The 15,621-nt window shown below is 36.5% G+C and carries 12 protein-coding genes; 2 read left to right on the top strand and 10 right to left on the bottom strand.

From position 1 onward, the window contains the following. Nucleotides 1–145: 145 nt before the first annotated feature. From HCX49_RS17410 to HCX49_RS17420, 3 genes are all read right to left on the bottom strand, one after another. On the bottom strand, nt 146–1,384 hold the full coding sequence (locus HCX49_RS17410; RefSeq protein WP_168127769.1) for a hypothetical protein: 1,239 nt from the start codon (nt 1,382–1,384) through the stop codon (nt 146–148). A gap of 40 nt (nt 1,385–1,424) precedes the next feature. Beyond that, nucleotides 1,425–3,875, bottom strand: a complete 2,451-nt coding sequence (locus HCX49_RS17415; RefSeq protein WP_168127770.1) for a TonB-dependent receptor — start codon at nt 3,873–3,875, stop codon at nt 1,425–1,427. Nucleotides 3,876–4,150: 275 nt separating this feature from the next. Continuing rightward, the gene (locus HCX49_RS17420) at nt 4,151–4,684 is read right to left on the bottom strand and encodes a sigma-70 family RNA polymerase sigma factor (RefSeq protein ID WP_168127771.1); all 534 of its coding nucleotides are present in this window, start codon (nt 4,682–4,684) and stop codon (nt 4,151–4,153) included. Nucleotides 4,685–5,173: 489 nt separating this feature from the next. Here HCX49_RS17420 and HCX49_RS17425 point away from each other — a divergent pair, with 489 nt between their 5' ends. Continuing rightward, entirely contained in the window at nt 5,174–6,343 is a 1,170-nt protein-coding gene (locus tag HCX49_RS17425; RefSeq protein ID WP_132769784.1) for a homing endonuclease associated repeat-containing protein, read from the top strand. 71 nt (nt 6,344–6,414) lie between these two features. Here HCX49_RS17425 and gldN read toward each other — a convergent pair whose 3' ends face one another. Genes gldN through HCX49_RS17440 form a run of 3 tightly spaced genes read right to left on the bottom strand, consistent with a single transcriptional unit; the run spans nt 6,415 to nt 9,401 of the window. Continuing rightward, on the bottom strand, nt 6,415–7,365 hold the full coding sequence (gldN, locus tag HCX49_RS17430; RefSeq protein ID WP_168127772.1) for a gliding motility protein GldN: 951 nt from the start codon (nt 7,363–7,365) through the stop codon (nt 6,415–6,417). Nucleotides 7,366–7,378: 13 nt separating this feature from the next. After that, nucleotides 7,379–8,662, bottom strand: coding sequence for an SUMF1/EgtB/PvdO family nonheme iron enzyme (locus HCX49_RS17435; protein ID WP_168127773.1), 1,284 nt, complete (start codon nt 8,660–8,662; stop codon nt 7,379–7,381). 55 nt (nt 8,663–8,717) lie between these two features. After that, a complete protein-coding gene (locus tag HCX49_RS17440; protein WP_132769788.1) occupies nt 8,718–9,401 on the bottom strand; it encodes an outer membrane beta-barrel protein in 684 nt (227 codons plus the stop codon). Between the two features lie 233 nt (nt 9,402–9,634). Here HCX49_RS17440 and HCX49_RS17445 point away from each other — a divergent pair, with 233 nt between their 5' ends. Beyond that, nucleotides 9,635–10,735 (top strand): nucleotidyltransferase family protein, encoded by a 1,101-nt coding sequence (locus HCX49_RS17445; RefSeq protein WP_132769790.1) that lies wholly within the window; start codon nt 9,635–9,637, stop codon nt 10,733–10,735. A 130-nt stretch (nt 10,736–10,865) separates the two neighbouring features. Here the strand turns inward: HCX49_RS17445 and HCX49_RS17450 are convergent, their stop codons facing one another. The 4 genes from HCX49_RS17450 to HCX49_RS17465 all read right to left on the bottom strand — a co-directional run bounded on the left by HCX49_RS17450 (nt 10,866) and on the right by HCX49_RS17465 (nt 15,540). Then, nucleotides 10,866–11,294 (bottom strand): WxcM-like domain-containing protein, encoded by a 429-nt coding sequence (locus HCX49_RS17450; protein ID WP_165905881.1) that lies wholly within the window; start codon nt 11,292–11,294, stop codon nt 10,866–10,868. Nucleotide 11,295: 1 nt separating this feature from the next. Further along, nucleotides 11,296–12,252: an MraY family glycosyltransferase gene (locus HCX49_RS17455; RefSeq protein WP_132769794.1), complete on the bottom strand. Its 957-nt coding sequence runs from the start codon at nt 12,250–12,252 to the stop codon at nt 11,296–11,298. Between the two features lie 145 nt (nt 12,253–12,397). After that, the gene (locus HCX49_RS17460; protein ID WP_132769796.1) at nt 12,398–14,797 is read right to left on the bottom strand and encodes a GumC family protein; all 2,400 of its coding nucleotides are present in this window, start codon (nt 14,795–14,797) and stop codon (nt 12,398–12,400) included. Between the two features lie 8 nt (nt 14,798–14,805). Further along, a complete protein-coding gene (locus HCX49_RS17465; RefSeq protein WP_237682838.1) occupies nt 14,806–15,540 on the bottom strand; it encodes a polysaccharide biosynthesis/export family protein in 735 nt (244 codons plus the stop codon). Between the last annotated feature and the right edge of the window lie 81 nt (nt 15,541–15,621).

A 15,621-nucleotide genomic window follows, 5' to 3' on the forward strand; every position in this document is an offset into this window, starting at 1 on the left:
TATTGTTTAAATGATCTTTAATTTGTTGCTAATAACATAATTATCATTCACGCTTTTCATTTTTCAACTGTTTAAGCTAGAATACCTAGTTTATATTCCTTAACACTAAGAGTAATGAAATATAACAAAGAAAAGTACAGCGGTCTTAATATTTAACCACACCATAAGCAGAAGTAATTCCACCTTTGATTTGTATACCTCTTTTAAATTCGTTTTTATCGGTATCATAGCAAGCTATGTACCACTGAGAATCTACAGTTTTCACAAATACATAAGCTTTACCACCATCGACTAATACGCCATTTGAAGGCACGATCTGAACTTTCCCTAATCCAGAATCATTTAGATTTTTGACCATCACTTTATTATTGATGTCAAAAACATAAGCGCCCAATAATGCTTTCCCATCTTTTAAATAGGTGTGCTGATCCGATTGCTGTCCCATATAACCTTCAGAGAATAAGCTATAATTTGACAAATCAAATGCATAATCTGGATCTATTTCTGTAGTACCAGCCTTCATACGCAATAAAGTGTAATACTTTCCTTCACGGATAGTCGTGAAATAATAATTTCCGCTTTCGTCGAAAAAGCTCGATTTTGTTTGATACCAGGTACCTGTTGTATGTCCATATTTATCATTAGAAGCAATCTTTTGATTTTGTAAACTTGGATAGTCCGCAGTCAGCACATAAGCGACCTGCTTTGCTGGAGCGGCCCACTCAGGTGTTAGATACAAGAATCCGACATAGATTTTACCATTTCTAATTCCTAAACTTGTTGGAGACAACTGAATCGTTGACTTGTCATAAAATTCATTTGGCTTACCAGCTTTAGCGATTGCAGGAACTTTAAAATTTAATGCCGATTCACCTTTCACAATCATGGTCGCTGTATCGATAATAAATAAACGTTTATCGATAGCTTCTGTAGCAGCATTATATGATGCCGACCAATTGATAAAATTTACGCGTCCATCAACAAATGCCGACTTCATCATCCCCAAATAGTTTCCTGGATTAGACACCACAGCATTCCCTTTTTCGACGATATCGCCAGTTGCTACTGAGTATTTAAATACAGCATTACCCTCTGTTATAAAAATATTAGACCCTTCTCTTACCCCGTAAGTTTGATCTATCTTTCCAGTCACGTCAATCCCGAATCCTACAGGAGATACCGATCCTTCTTTCATCAGGTCTTCAACCGGCAAAATATAATCATGTTTTTCTCCTGCAGCTTCCACCTGAATAGTAATACCATATTTTGAAGCTTTAGCTATTTCATCAGGTATTGTATTTGTATTATCAGAAGAGCTTTTACAGGCCGCAAAACTCAAAGCCACAACGGCCATCAGGCATGATTTTTTAAAATAAGTATTCATAAAACGCATATTTGTATAGTATATATTGTTAAAATTTAAATTAAAAGATGGACATTCTTAATTTGGTATAGAATGCACGACCTGCTTTTTGCAGTCCAAAATTATCGTAAAGTCTTTCATCGGTAAAGTTTCTAGCTTCCATAGAAATTCCGTATTTATTATGCTTCCAAGAGTAGGAAAGGATTGCAGAATGAACGTCTTGACTAGGAATATATAGTTTTGTCTCTTGAGATGCCAAATTGTCCCAGCTCATATAAAATTTATGGGTATATTGATTCATATAGGTCAATTCAATACGGGTTCCTTTTCCTAACCAATCATTTTTCCCAATTGAAACATCCACATTTCCATATAAATAAGGTCTATTGGGCAGTTGTTTGTGCAAGATCGATCCTTCCTTATCAACAGATTCTCCTGTTTGTAATTTCGTTACAATTGCTTTATCATAACTACCATTCACATTGACCCGAAACAGATCTTTATAGCCGTATTTCGCATCAAACTCGATCCCATATAATCTTGCTCCATCGAGGTTGGAGTATCGATAATAGTTCCCGGCACTGACCATCTGTATATAATTATTGGTATTACGTAAGAAAGTGGTGACATCTACATTGATAAAATGCTGATCATTAAAATATCCATTATAAAACATCCCTAGATTAACATTATTGGACTCTTCAGGCTTTAGATCAACATTTGGTAATACATACACGACATTTCCGTATAACTGCTCTACGGAAGGTAATTTATATGACTTCTCAAGCGAGGTTTTGATACCTACATCTTTCTTTAAAAGGTATCTTAAGGTCAAGCCACCACTTTTATAGTCTTTATAGTTATTATACTGGACCACATCTCCTGATATAAGTTTTCCGTCGCTATCGTATTTTCGTTCATCTGCAGTATAGCTATTATCCATCCCATAATATTTAAAGAATACCACAGAACTTAGTTTTTCATCTAACCATTGCCCTTGCCAAGCCAAATTTATCAGGTGTTTGTTTAGACGCTTTGGCCTGCTATTGATTTCTCGATATTCCTCAGTTTTCATCATATCAAAATTCTTTTGCTGATTGGTACTGAGGTTATAGCTCAAGTTGATTACTTGCGATTTTTTCTTATTGAGATTGTAAGAAAAGTCTGTCTTTGCAATATAACTTTTGTTTATAATCTGATCGTAAGCTTCTTCTTTGAATGTGCCATTGCTTTGCGGTATTCCGGACCAGTAATAGAGATACTTTGCAGTATCACGTACCTCTGTACGACTATCACCATAGCTTGCAAAAATATCAACATACAGATCCGGAAGAAATAGGCCATTTTTCCGGTACTGTATACTAGGTGTAAGGAATTTATTTTCGGACCATCGACCGCCGTATACCGATTTTATATTTGAGCCCATTTGTATTTCCTTATTATTTTCAGAATAGCTTAGGCCAAAAAGTAATCGATCTGCCCATTTCACGTTTTCAAATCCAGCCTCCAATTTTCCCATTCCCGAAGTATAGGCATCATGAAAACGGCGGGCTTTATCTACTTTTACCAATTGATTCTGCACAATTCCAGTTTCTTCATCGACAAATGATTTAAAATATCCATCCAGATTAATACCATATTTGGGATTACTGTACATCATATAATTATTGTCCGAATGGTTAAAAAAAGCATCCGCTTTGACCATCAAGCCCGTTTTGGCATCTCTCATATTTGCGATCAATGATGCTTGGTGTGTATTGAAAGAACCATATCCATAACTGAAATCAAAAAACTGTTTATTTCTACGTTTTGTGATAATGTTTACAGCACCTCCCAGTACGTCTGTAGGTAAATAGGCTGGCACAACACCTTTATAAACTTCAATACGGTCAACTAAGTTGACCGGAATATTATTCAAGGTCATGGAGCTTCCATAATTTTCCATGGGCACCTCATCAATAAATATTTTCGCATCCAGACCATTAATTTTAAACGAGAAATCCGATCCCATTCCACCATTTTCACGAATAGTTACTCCAGGAGATCGTCTTAATAATTGGTTCAGATCTGCAACCTTATCTACTTGTGTAGTCAGGTCAATGACATTGACAGCATAGCCTGATTGTTTTATTTCCTGTACCTTTCGCTGGTTTAAGCTTTGTCCAACCACAGAAACCTCCGCGAGTGATTTCTCATCACGGCGCAACTGGAAATCCAAAAAAGAATTTTCATTAGTGGAAAGATTTAAGGTTTTCGTTTCCGAATGGTAACCGACACTTGATACGCGTACATTTAAATTAGAGTTTTTTAATTTTAAGAATTGATAGGATCCATCCACATCACTTGTCGTTCCCTTATCCAATTCCCTTATATAGATAGTTGCCCCAGAGATAGGTTTTCCAAAAGTATCTTTTACGTAACCAGATAGATTAAACGTTTCTATTTTTTGTGCACATAGCAAAAGAGAGATGTGTAAAAAAAATACTGTTAAAAATAATTGTTTAGATTGCATTTACTGTTTTATTATCACTTTAAAAGGTTCTTAATTTTTCAAACCTCCATATTAAAAACACCTCACTCAGTAATCTCATTACTATAATATCAGCATCTAAACTATCTTTTTAGCTGAATTCTTGAATAGCACATTGCATATTCTTGTTCATTATCATAAGAAGAAAAAGGATGTCTGTTGAGGATTACATATGAACATCCATAGTACTAAGTGTAGTTTTAATACAAAATGTCCCGATTTATTTATACTAAATATAAATAAGGAGATTAAAGTGGTTAAAAACCAACTTTTTTAAGGTTTACTCTTACTGATTTTAAACTGATAGAGAGCTTATTACGAATTGTTTTCTCGGAAAGATCCAGAGCAGATGCAATCGCATTATTGTCCAGCCCATCTTTAAATTTAAGTACAAACAGATCTTTACTTTTGGAAGGAAGTTTTGTAATGATTTCATCTAGTCGCTGATGTAAATCTTTATACAGGATGTCTTGATCGGATTCCTGATCACCGATAATATCAACATCACTAAGATTCGTATTATCGTCTATATTAAGTCTTTTTTTGATTTCATGGAAAGCAGTATATTTTACTGCCCTTTTGAGATAATTTTCGATATTTTCAATATGTCGTTCACTTCTTTTATCCCACAGGGAGACAAACACATGTTGTACAATATCTTCAGCTAACGATTGATCATGGACAATACAGGTCGCATATGCTAGCACCTGATCCCAATAGCGTTTATAAATCAATTCGAAACATTTCTCATCAATTGATTGACAATCTATTAAATTCTTTTGAACGTCCATATCGTATGATTACTGGACAAATTTAATCTTATTTAGATACAATCCAAATAATAATTTAAAATTTACTTAAACAAATTATGAGCTTAATATCGACCATTTCGAATTGCAAATTAAGAAGATATCAATACCTTAATACGCTTTTTTTAAAACTTCATTCTCTTTTTCAAAGCTGTTATTCTTGTAAATGATAATTCAACTTTTATTATCATAAAACTCACTAAATAATCAATTTTTGAAGTAATTTTAGCGAACAACTTGTAGATCCTATCACTCAAAGACTCGTGCGCGAATGCTATTCTCATCCACCCTTGCCTAATTACTAAATACTAATATCTAAATACAAAGCTTCTAACAAACTAACCTTCTAACTTTCTCACCCCCTAACCTTCTCATCATTCCACAGCAACATTTCATTTTAATAAAGAAAAATATTATCTTTAATATTCGCATTTATGAACTTATTCTATCAACTAATATTTTCAGTACGATTTGAATCCAACACAAGAAGAAATCATCGCAGAAGCTTTTTCGATCGTGAACGAATTTTACACTAAAAACGGAAGAACTCCCGTACGTCGTGAAATGGAAAACCTCAATACGATGAGCCGCCGTTATTTTGGCACCTGGAACAATTTTATTGCAGCCGCAGGGCTACAGCCTAACGTAAAAAAAACAGAAGCTATCGTCAAAGCTGAACTATTGGCCCAATTACATGATTTCTATCAAACGAATAAGCGCATTCCCATGCGCAGAGAATTTTCTTCAAAATCGGGAAGCATCCATAAATATTTTGGATCCTGGAATAAATTTATCATTGCAGCAGGATATGATGCAAATGATAGACGTATCCCTTCGAAAGGGAAACTAAAAAACTCCTTAGTCCGGTATTACATCAAACACCAGCGGTCGCCTGCGATCTCAGAATGTCTAAAAAGTAATGGACTTTATAATGATCGGTCTTATTTGACCCATTTCAATGTCAGCACCTGGGCTGATGTATTGGAATACGTTGGATTACCACCATACTTCAGGATCACTACGCTGACCGAATCAGAAGCAAAAGAAAAGGTTATTAAACTGATCAAAAAGCATCGGATTAAATATATAAAAGATTATCAACGTTTAAAACCAGAAAACTATCCTTCGGCATGGTACGTGAAGGAAAAATTTGGGTGGAATAACTTATGCTATATGGCTGGGACGAAAATCCCATTAACGAAATTCAGTATAAAAGATCATTACCTTCTATTGGCCAAGAAATTAGGAAGAACGCCCACAGTAAAAGAACTAGAAGCTAAAATGGGTGCAACTTCAGGTGCTATGACCTGGAAGCTTAATCAACGTTTAAATGATTTTATTCATTCCATCGGTCAGACACCAGCCCATAAAACCCCTCAGCGCTGTAAGCTCAGTAAAAAACAATTGGCAGAGCTTTACAAGACAGCAAGTATTCTGCATGGTTTTGAAAATGGTATCCCGCGTAGTAAGCTGCTAGAACTGACAGGATACTCCAGGGAAGTTTATGAAAAGCGGTTTCATTGCATGGGCGGCCTCCGTCTGGTTTGCGGTTTTGAATTAAATGCCAAAGGTCAACGGCACTATACCGAAGAGGAATTACGCAACATCTTGAAAAAACCAAAATATGTCAGACAACGTTAAATACAAGACATAAAAAAAGCATTCTCAAAAATTGAGAATGCTTTTTTTATGTTTTTAGTATTAAGCTAAGCCTATTTTTTCTTTACTTTTTTCTGTTTCTGAGCATTGGGAATAAACTCTTCCAAGTTTTCTTCTTTCACCCCCTTAGGGCTTGTCCACAGTTTCTTTTTATATGCATCGATCTTTTGTTCGATCTGTTGCGCATCTTGCGCCTGCTGTGCTTCATCACCTAATTTTAAAGCTCCGGCAGATGATTCACGGATGATGGTACTTGCATATTTCTTTTGAACGAATAAATCATCCATCGTCATATCGTATAGACCCTTATCCGGATCTGTAATATCAACTTTAACCAGACTGTAACGTAACTGCGGGAAATACAACCAAAATGCAGGAGTAGAACCGACCGATTCCGCAAGTTCAGCCGAAGTTGTGATATTCATTAGCGGAGCTACGCCGATAATACGGCTTTCCAAACGGCTACGCTGTTTATCAAAAAAGATATCTTCTTTAATGCGGAATTTCGTTACGCGGGTCGGATCAAATTCATTTAAAGTCATCTTTGAATCGATCTGGTTTCCCTCATCATCAAAAATTGGAACCAATACACTATCCGTAAAACGGGCCATACCTTCGTTGGCACTCATTCTTCCTTTAAAAGAATCATCATCTGGACTATATAGAGATAACTTGCCCGTTTCGATAGATTTCATAATGATCTCTATTAATGAATTACCAGGAGTAGCAAGTAATGCATTTTTTTCATCTTTCAGATCAATATCACGCCACACTCGCTTATAAAAGCGAATATTTTTCATGTTAATTTCCGGATAAGCGAAAGGAACCGCATCTTCCAGGTTATTGGCCTGATAAAAACCATCCGTTGTCGGTATGGTATCCATTAAAACTTCTCCTTGTACGGCAGTTGTAACCTGTTGCGATTTCAAACTATCCGGTATTTCTTGTTGCGCAAAGACCGGTATAAATCCTAAAGCCATTGCCATTGTTATAAATATCTTCATCTGAATTTATATTTTAAAATTTTCTAGTCTTACTTTGGATCGTTGGCATCTCAAATGCCGACATCACGCAACGGAAACCGATGTATGAATGCGGTTCATAGTCCACTGAATAGTTACGGGTATCGGTATTCAATTGCTCACCATTATCTTTCCATGAACCACCACGTACGACCTTTCTTTTCAGTGCATCAGCATCTTTCTCATCTGCATCATATAAAAGAGCAGGATTTAAATCGTTTACAAAAACCATTGCAGAAGGACTGAAAGCATCTAATGTCCATTCCGAAACATTACCGGCCATATTATAGATTCCAAAAGCATTTGGCGTATAAGACTTTACCGGAAGGGTGAAAGTTGCTCCATCACGAGAATAGGTACCATCCCCCTGCTTAAAGTTTACTGCAAGCTTTTCTTTACCTTCAGATCCATCGATTGTCATGCGTTTCGTTGACGAAGTATCACGGGGGTCCAATTTACCTTCAGCGGCATATTGCCATTGCGCTTCCGTAGGAAGACTTAAAGTCAATTGGTAACCGCTCAAATACGAGTTTTTCATTAAAGTTGCCATAATTTCTTTACCTCTCCAGTCAGTAAATGCACGTGCCTGTCTCCAAGTGACACCCACTACCGGGTAATAATCAAAAGATTGATGTGTAAAATAATTGACATCAAGGGAAGCGAGTTGTGCATTTGGAAAATCAGAAGACCAGATTTCTTCAACCGGCATCACTGGAACCGTATCGGTCACATAGACCTTTTTAATGTTCCCTTTTGTCTTTTGATAAGAAAAACGGTAGCGTAATACCTCTGGATTTAAAGTGCGCTGAGAACCTCTCATTTCGATCATTGGCGCTAAGCGCTCACGGATAGTGGGATCATTGCTTTTCCAAATTGGAGAAGCTTTCTTTACCTTTTTCCAATTAATTCTTCTCTCAGTTCCTTGTTCACCAGTCTCTAAAAAGTACTGATCATCCTGTAAGTAATCCGTTACGGCAATCGAATCTGCTACCCAATTGATAAATTCACGGTATTGTTTATTGGTCACTTCTGTTTCGTCGATAAAAAAAGCACTTAAGCTTACGTTTTTACCTGTATCAGCAGTGTCAAGGGAGCTTTTAAAAAGTATCGTTCCAGAAGGTACATAAACCATTCCCGGAGGCGCTGGCATTTCGCCTGCACGGAATGCGGAAACTTTCGGTGCTTTATATATGGATGAGCTTGATTTACAAGCCTGCATAGACACTAAAACTGCTAAAATAAACAGCCCGAATGTAAATGTCGGATAGTGTTTTCTCATTTTAATCATAATTGCGGTTGTTATTATTTATAGAAGAGTATGTTTTATTATCAAATTAGTTACGGTTGAAAAAGGCATATTTCACACCAACAGTCATAACGCCATATTGATCATTATTTTTATTCATGACGCCATCCAGATTATCATTAAAACTAAGACCGTGTTGGTAGTTTACATTTACTGCCCATTTTGGACCATATAAGGTACGTCCAAAAGGAATATCTACACCAATATTTAATGGAACGACGAAATGAATGCCAGAACGATCATCTGCAATTTCTCCTCCAATATTCACGACAGCATCTCTGTAGGTCGTTGTAAAATCAGTTGAAATCCGATTTTTCATTAATCCAGCGCCAGCTCCGATATAAACATTAGATAAAATACGTTGAAACGTACTCGCTCCTAAAGTATAATAGCTATAATTATCGGGCAGATCCATAAATTGACCTAATCTTAACTTTGCGTTCACGTTACCTGCATAATAGCTATTCTTAAACGAATTATCGCCACTGTTACCCGTCAATTCACCTTTCTGAGCCTGCAATCCGACAGATACAAATGGGGTTAATAAATAATCCCCTTCTCCGTACCATGCAAAATTTACTTTTGAATTCTTCAGATCTGTCAAGCCAAAAGAAACTCCTGCACCAGCACCTATACTGATAGGACGGGAAAACTGGGCTGAAGCAGTCGCAAGACAGCCAGACATAATAAGGGTAAAAAATAGTTTTTTCATTGTATAAGTTGATTTGTTATTAGAAACGAAATTTTAGGTCACATTGTTGTTGCAATTGCAAAAATTGGATGCAGACCAAACTCTGTTTTTCATGGAGGTTCATAGCAATTTTTGAGCCATATACATGATTACCGCTTATTAAATTTCAATATTGAACCAATATATCCAACCTTGTAAAGCATAATAATCCCTAAAAAAAGCTATTTTTGATCTATAAATATAAAAAAGAAAATATGGACATTCGACATAAGGATATTTTTTTTCAGTTATTACGTATCGGACTATGGGGTAAAGAAACACTTTTGTTATCGCAGCCATTAGCTGAGGCGGATTGGATAAAAATCCGAGCGTATGCCATTAATCATACCTTAGAAGGTCTTATATATGATAGCTTTTCTTATTTAGAAGAGGATCAGCTACCTCCGCAGTCATTAAGAATAAAATGGACAGTTAGGGTCGATCAAATAGAACGTCACAATAGCAAAATGAATGAAGTGATTGCCGCGCAATATACGTCATTTACCAAACAAGGCCTTAAACCTATTCTGCAAAAAGGGCAAGGCGTTGCAGCGTGCTATAAAGTCCCTCAGCATCGTATTTCAGGAGATATCGACTGGTATTTCGAAGATCAAGGTTATGCACAAGCACGGGAAATACTGAAAGACAAAAAAGTAGAATTTCAAGATACAGCAGGATTTAGTTTAGATTATGATTGGAAAGGTATCCATATTGAGCATCATAAAAAGCTTTTTGATATCCGCAGTCCTCTCAAAAGCAATTTGTTGAAAAAGCTTGAAAATAGTTATAAAAACCAGCAACAAGAGCTGACCATCAATGCTACTTCGATTAAATTACTCGCTCCAGAATTACAATTGCTACAGGTGAATGCACATATTTTAAAACACTTGATCACATTTGGTATTGGACTAAGGCAATTATGTGACTCTGCGCGCTTATATGCACATGTATCAACACAGATCGATCCGCAAGCATTAAAAAACATTTATCGAGCTGCCGGAATATTGGACTGGACACATCTACTACACCAGATTTTGGTAAACTATTTAGGTCTACCTAAAGAATCACTACCCTTTCCATATCCCGATAACTGCGATGCAGGCTGGATGATGGACGAAATTTGGTATTCCGGAAATTTTGGACAGCATGATGAGCGCTTTGAAGGTGGAAAAATATCCGTAATATCCGTCCATCCGGAAGGAGCATATCGAATGTGGTTAAATTTTAAACGCTATTTAAGATATGCTCCGCAGGAAGTACTCTTTTTTCCTATCGTTCATACCTATTCCAAATTTCTGGGAATAGATAACGATTAATATTGAAGTTAGAAAGTGAGAATGGTCTAACTAACTAACTAACTAACTAACTAACTAACTAACTAACTAACTAACTAACTAACTAACTAACTAACTAACTAACTAACTAACTAACTAACTAACTAACTAACTAACAGTCTAACCTTCCTACAAAATATTCCAAGGGCCAAGTGTGGTCATCTAATGGCGCATGCTCAATTCCATGATCGGCAAATACCAGTAACTCACTGTCGGGCTGTAGGGCACGAAAAGCAGTACCATATCCTTTAGGCACGTGCAAAACTTGCATGGCAGTAGCTGCTAATTTTATTCTCTCAACAGGAAGATCATGTGCAGGCTTGTCCCAGCTATCGATTTGAATCAGATCAACTTCAAAAGCACCAGCGACGACATAGAACCAGCGCTGTTCGATGCGATGGGCACGCCAACCTCGAACCAGTTCAACATCGGCATTTTTGATCATATAAAACCGCTTTACCAGAGACATATCAAAGTCATTAACAAAACGAATCTGTCCACGTTGATCCTGGGCTATTCCTCCTTGTATAGTTTGTATCATATTAATGAACATATTTTTTGATGATGTAAGTTTTTAATATCAGATAAATGGCGCTCAACCCCACTAATAAACTCACTGCAAATATAATTTGAACCATTGCTTCCTGATCCGAAAATTGGATTACTAATAATCCGATTAGTAACTGGATCAATCCATAACAGAAAGAAATCACCAATTTATTCACCTTAGCTTCATTCCCTAAAAATTGATACAGATGCGATCGATGGGCTTCAAAGATATTTTCTTTACGCAATAAGCGACGTACGATTGTCCAGACGGCATCAATACCATATACTGACAAAAATAAGATATAGATCAAATTTCCGGTTTGGATAATTAAAGCACCAAGTGCAAATAACAGAACAAAAGCAATCGCAACCGCCCCCACATCTCCTGCAAAACATTTTGCTTTGTTTCGGAAATTAAAAAATGCAAAGACCAATACACCAAGTAACGTATACGAAAGTAAATCTTGTTGGATAAAATTGAGCTGATGATTGACAATCATTAATAGCGCCCCGACAGCCAAGCTATAGCAAGCGGTAATGCCATTTATGCCGTCCATAAAATTATAGGCATTGATAACACCGACGACAATAATAAAAGTAATCAGCAGATAGTACCAGGGCATACTGAAGAGGTCCAATTGATAGGTCATCAATAGGACAGAACTAAAATGAATAACCAAACGAATTTTGTTGGACAATGTAAATACATCGTCCAAAAAAGAGACTGCAGTCATTAACGTTAGACCCAAGAAAAAGTAAGGATATTGAAAACCTGACAGGATAAAGTAGATGAATGCACCAAAATAAAAAATGATGCCACCACCACGCAAAGTCACTGTACTATGCGATGAGCGCTCATTTGGTTTATCAATAATATTAAAACGGTCGGCGACTTTAAAATAAAGAAGCTCCAGAACAAATAATATGATAAGGACAATTAAATAATTCATTGTTATAAGCAGTAGGTTAATATCGGCAGTCCGTGTTATGCTGAACGATATATCAATGTAAAAATAGCGTTAATATCCATTGATGGATCTAAAAAAATTGGCGCAATTCTACAAAGAAATGCGCCAATTGATATTGAATTATAATTTATTTCTTTTTAAACTTGCTCTGTAAATCATACCACAATTTACTTAAGCCTGTTTTCTTTTCACCTTTGTCGCCATAACCATAACCGTAACCATAGCCATAACCGTAACCACGAGCAAAGTCAACATCATTGACAACAGCCGCTAAGTTTTTCAATTTACCATCGACATACAATTCACGTGGCACTTGAAGCAAGCGTTTATCCAAGAAATTGACACGCGATACATATAAAGTAAGATCTGCATTATGTGCAATCAATAGCGTATCGGTTACCAAACTCACAGGAGCTGTATCGACCAATATATAATCATAATGTTCACGAGCGTATTTGATCACATCATCAAAATGACCATTCATCAATAACTCTGCTGGATTAGGAGCAATATACCCTGAATACACCACATCAAAATCATAATTACCAGGTTTTTTGATAATGATATTATCCACATCCATCTCAGGATTGATCAAAAACTGGGTAATACCGACATTGGTATGCTGTAAATGGGATAGTCCTAGGTAATCCAATACTTTTGGACTCCGGATATCTGCACCAATTAGTAAGACACGTTGGTCAGACATGGATAAGATCTGCGCCAGATTGGTCGTTACGAAAGACTTTCCTTCACCCGATATGGTTGAGGTCACAAATACCACTTTCGACTTATCCTTTTTATCAGCACCGAACATAAAGTTCATGTTGGTACGCAAAATCCGAAAAGCTTCTGCCAGCGATGAGCGATCGTTCTGATGGATAATGGTATCCTCAGCAGATGGGATCTCACCCAGTACAGGCGCTTTGACGATATCTTCAATATCCTTGCGCGAATGGATCTTATTATCCAATAAAAATTTCAGATAAAGAATAATGAAAGGAATTAGAAAACCGAACATTAATGCTCCTAATAAAATAATCATTTTTCGAGGAGCAACAGGTATTCCATTGCCATAAGCTGCATCAATAATTTTTAAGTTATCCGGTGTAGCTGCCGCTCTGACCTCAGATTCTTCCCTTTTTTGCAATAAAAGCAAATACAGGGATTCGACAATCTGTTGCTGACGCGAAATCTTCTTAAAGCCCTGCTCCTGATTCGGGATTGAACTGATACGTCCTTTTATTTCATTCGATTTACGTTCAATACTATTCAAGGCCAATTTCGTCACCTGTTGATAGTTCTCCAGCGAGCGACGGATATTGTTTTTATTATCGGCGATATTCTCATTTAAGGCAATTACAGCAGGGTTCATATCCGATGCCGATTTCAATAAATCGTCGCGTTCCATTACTAATTTATTGTAAGCTGCTATCGCAGTTCCTATTGAAGCATCTTGCAAGCCAATATTGGAGGGTAATAATTTTCCTTCGGTTTCCCCTTTGAGGTAATCATTCATATGATCCACCAACTGCAGTTGTGTCCGGTACTCCAGTACTTTCTTGTCATTATCAGAAGCATTATTTAAAAACACACCTGCTTCAGCTTGCATATCGACCATGGCATTGTTCGATTTAAAATCGGCCACTTGCTCATCTGCTCCTGAAAGATCTTTAGAAATTAACACCAATCGATTGTTGATAAAATCGGAGGTTGCTTTGGTCATCCGCATTTTATCATACGTCAAATCTTGATTATAAATCTCAATTAATGAATTCAATATTAATGCTGCTTTCTTACTTGAACTAGATACCATTCCGAAATTAACAATATACGATTGCATTTCTTTATTTGGCATAATAGTAATCGCTCCCAAAATCATGTCAATTGCCCAATCTTTAGGAATAACAGAAATTTCATAATCTGTACTCAATTCAATTTTGTGCGCTGGGTTTCTTTTAAAAAGAACACTATAATTACCAATTTTTATTTGTTGATCGAAAACACCCACCTTTTTCTCTCCAGAACTCAAATCAGTCAGCTGTAATTGACTATCATTCACGACAGTAACTCTTATCTTCAATAATATTGAATCTTGGGTACCCAAAGTTTGTACCACAAAAGGCATATCTCTTTCTAACTGCTCCGATGATCTAATATTACCCTTCGAAGAATAAATAACATTTAGATTATGTTGATCAACAACCTTACGCATTAATCTACGTGAGGTCAGCACTTCAATTTGATCCGTTACAAATGCAGAGCGGCCTCCACCACCTAAACCCATACTACTGGTCAATTCTGCTATACCAGCCAATTCTCCTGCAGAAGCACTACGTTCATCTCTTAATAAAATCTTAGCTGTAGTATTGTAGGTCTTTTGCGCATATCGTAAATATACCACAGCAATACCAACGCTTAATATCACAGCTAGCACAAACCACTTCCAATAGAAAGCATATTGCTCAAATATCTGTCTAAGATTGAATTCTTCTTCTTTGTTTTCTTTATTTTGTATCGGTTGTTCCATGGATGATTCTATCGTGTCAATACTGAAATTACGGTAATAATAAGACCTGCAATTGAAATAATAATATTTGTATTTGCGCCTAATTTAGAGTTATTGATCTGAGCCTTATTTGGTTCTACATAGATCACATCATTCTGTGCTAAGTAATAATAAGGAGAGTTTAAGGTATTTTGCTTAGTGAGATCTAAACGATGCATCGTTTTTTGTCCATCCACTTCACGTATTAATAATACATTTTCTCGTACACCTCTAATAGTCAGATCTCCAGCCATACTCAATGCTTCCAAAACTGTTATCCGCTCTGTAGGTAAAGTAAATGACCCTGGTTTACTAACTTCCCCTAGTACAGATACTCTAAAGTTGTTATAATTGATATTGACTCCAGGATCCTTAATGTACTGGCTCAATTCGGTCCTAATTTTTTCAATTGCCTCAATACGCGTTAAGCCTGTTACCTTTACCTTTCCCAACATTGGCAAGGTAATATCGCCATTTTCATCTACTGTATAAGTAGGACGTAAAGCCATATCAACAGCCTGTGTCATATTACTGGTAGTCATTGTACTAACAGGATTAAATGGCGCCGTTACTTTAGGATCGGCTGCGGTCACCACAATCGTCAGGATATCATTCTTTTGGATACGGGGTACATGTTGATTATATAGGGTATTGATCTGGGTGGAATCCTGTTGCAGATACACCATATTCTTACGGGATCCGCAAGAACTAAATATTACTAACATTAATGCAAACATTGCTAATGCAAGACTGTGCTTTAAACTAAATCGCATACTCTATTTTATTATTAAGATTGGTTCCATAAC

Origin of the sequence: Sphingobacterium sp. B16(2022), from assembly GCF_012030425.1 — a bacterium.
Lineage (GTDB): Bacteria > Bacteroidota > Bacteroidia > Sphingobacteriales > Sphingobacteriaceae > Sphingobacterium > Sphingobacterium anhuiense.

What these genes read in the sequence shown, in the direction of transcription:
- HCX49_RS17450 (WP_165905881.1), bottom strand. Translation starts at nt 11,294, where the DNA reads ATGATACAAACTATACAAGGAGGAATAGCCCAGGATCAACGTGGACAG.
- HCX49_RS17420 (WP_168127771.1), bottom strand. Translation starts at nt 4,684, where the DNA reads ATGGACGTTCAAAAGAATTTAATAGATTGTCAATCAATTGATGAGAAA.
- HCX49_RS17445 (WP_132769790.1), top strand. Translation starts at nt 9,635, where the DNA reads ATGGACATTCGACATAAGGATATTTTTTTTCAGTTATTACGTATCGGA.
- HCX49_RS17435 (WP_168127773.1), bottom strand. Translation starts at nt 8,662, where the DNA reads ATGAGAAAACACTATCCGACATTTACATTCGGGCTGTTTATTTTAGCA.
- HCX49_RS17415 (WP_168127770.1), bottom strand. Translation starts at nt 3,875, where the DNA reads ATGCAATCTAAACAATTATTTTTAACAGTATTTTTTTTACACATCTCT.
- HCX49_RS17465 (WP_237682838.1), bottom strand. Translation starts at nt 15,540, where the DNA reads ATGTTAGTAATATTTAGTTCTTGCGGATCCCGTAAGAATATGGTGTAT.
- HCX49_RS17455 (WP_132769794.1), bottom strand. Translation starts at nt 12,252, where the DNA reads ATGAATTATTTAATTGTCCTTATCATATTATTTGTTCTGGAGCTTCTT.
- HCX49_RS17440 (WP_132769788.1), bottom strand. Translation starts at nt 9,401, where the DNA reads ATGAAAAAACTATTTTTTACCCTTATTATGTCTGGCTGTCTTGCGACT.
- HCX49_RS17410 (WP_168127769.1), bottom strand. Translation starts at nt 1,384, where the DNA reads ATGAATACTTATTTTAAAAAATCATGCCTGATGGCCGTTGTGGCTTTG.
- gldN (WP_168127772.1), bottom strand. Translation starts at nt 7,365, where the DNA reads ATGAAGATATTTATAACAATGGCAATGGCTTTAGGATTTATACCGGTC.
- HCX49_RS17460 (WP_132769796.1), bottom strand. Translation starts at nt 14,797, where the DNA reads ATGGAACAACCGATACAAAATAAAGAAAACAAAGAAGAAGAATTCAAT.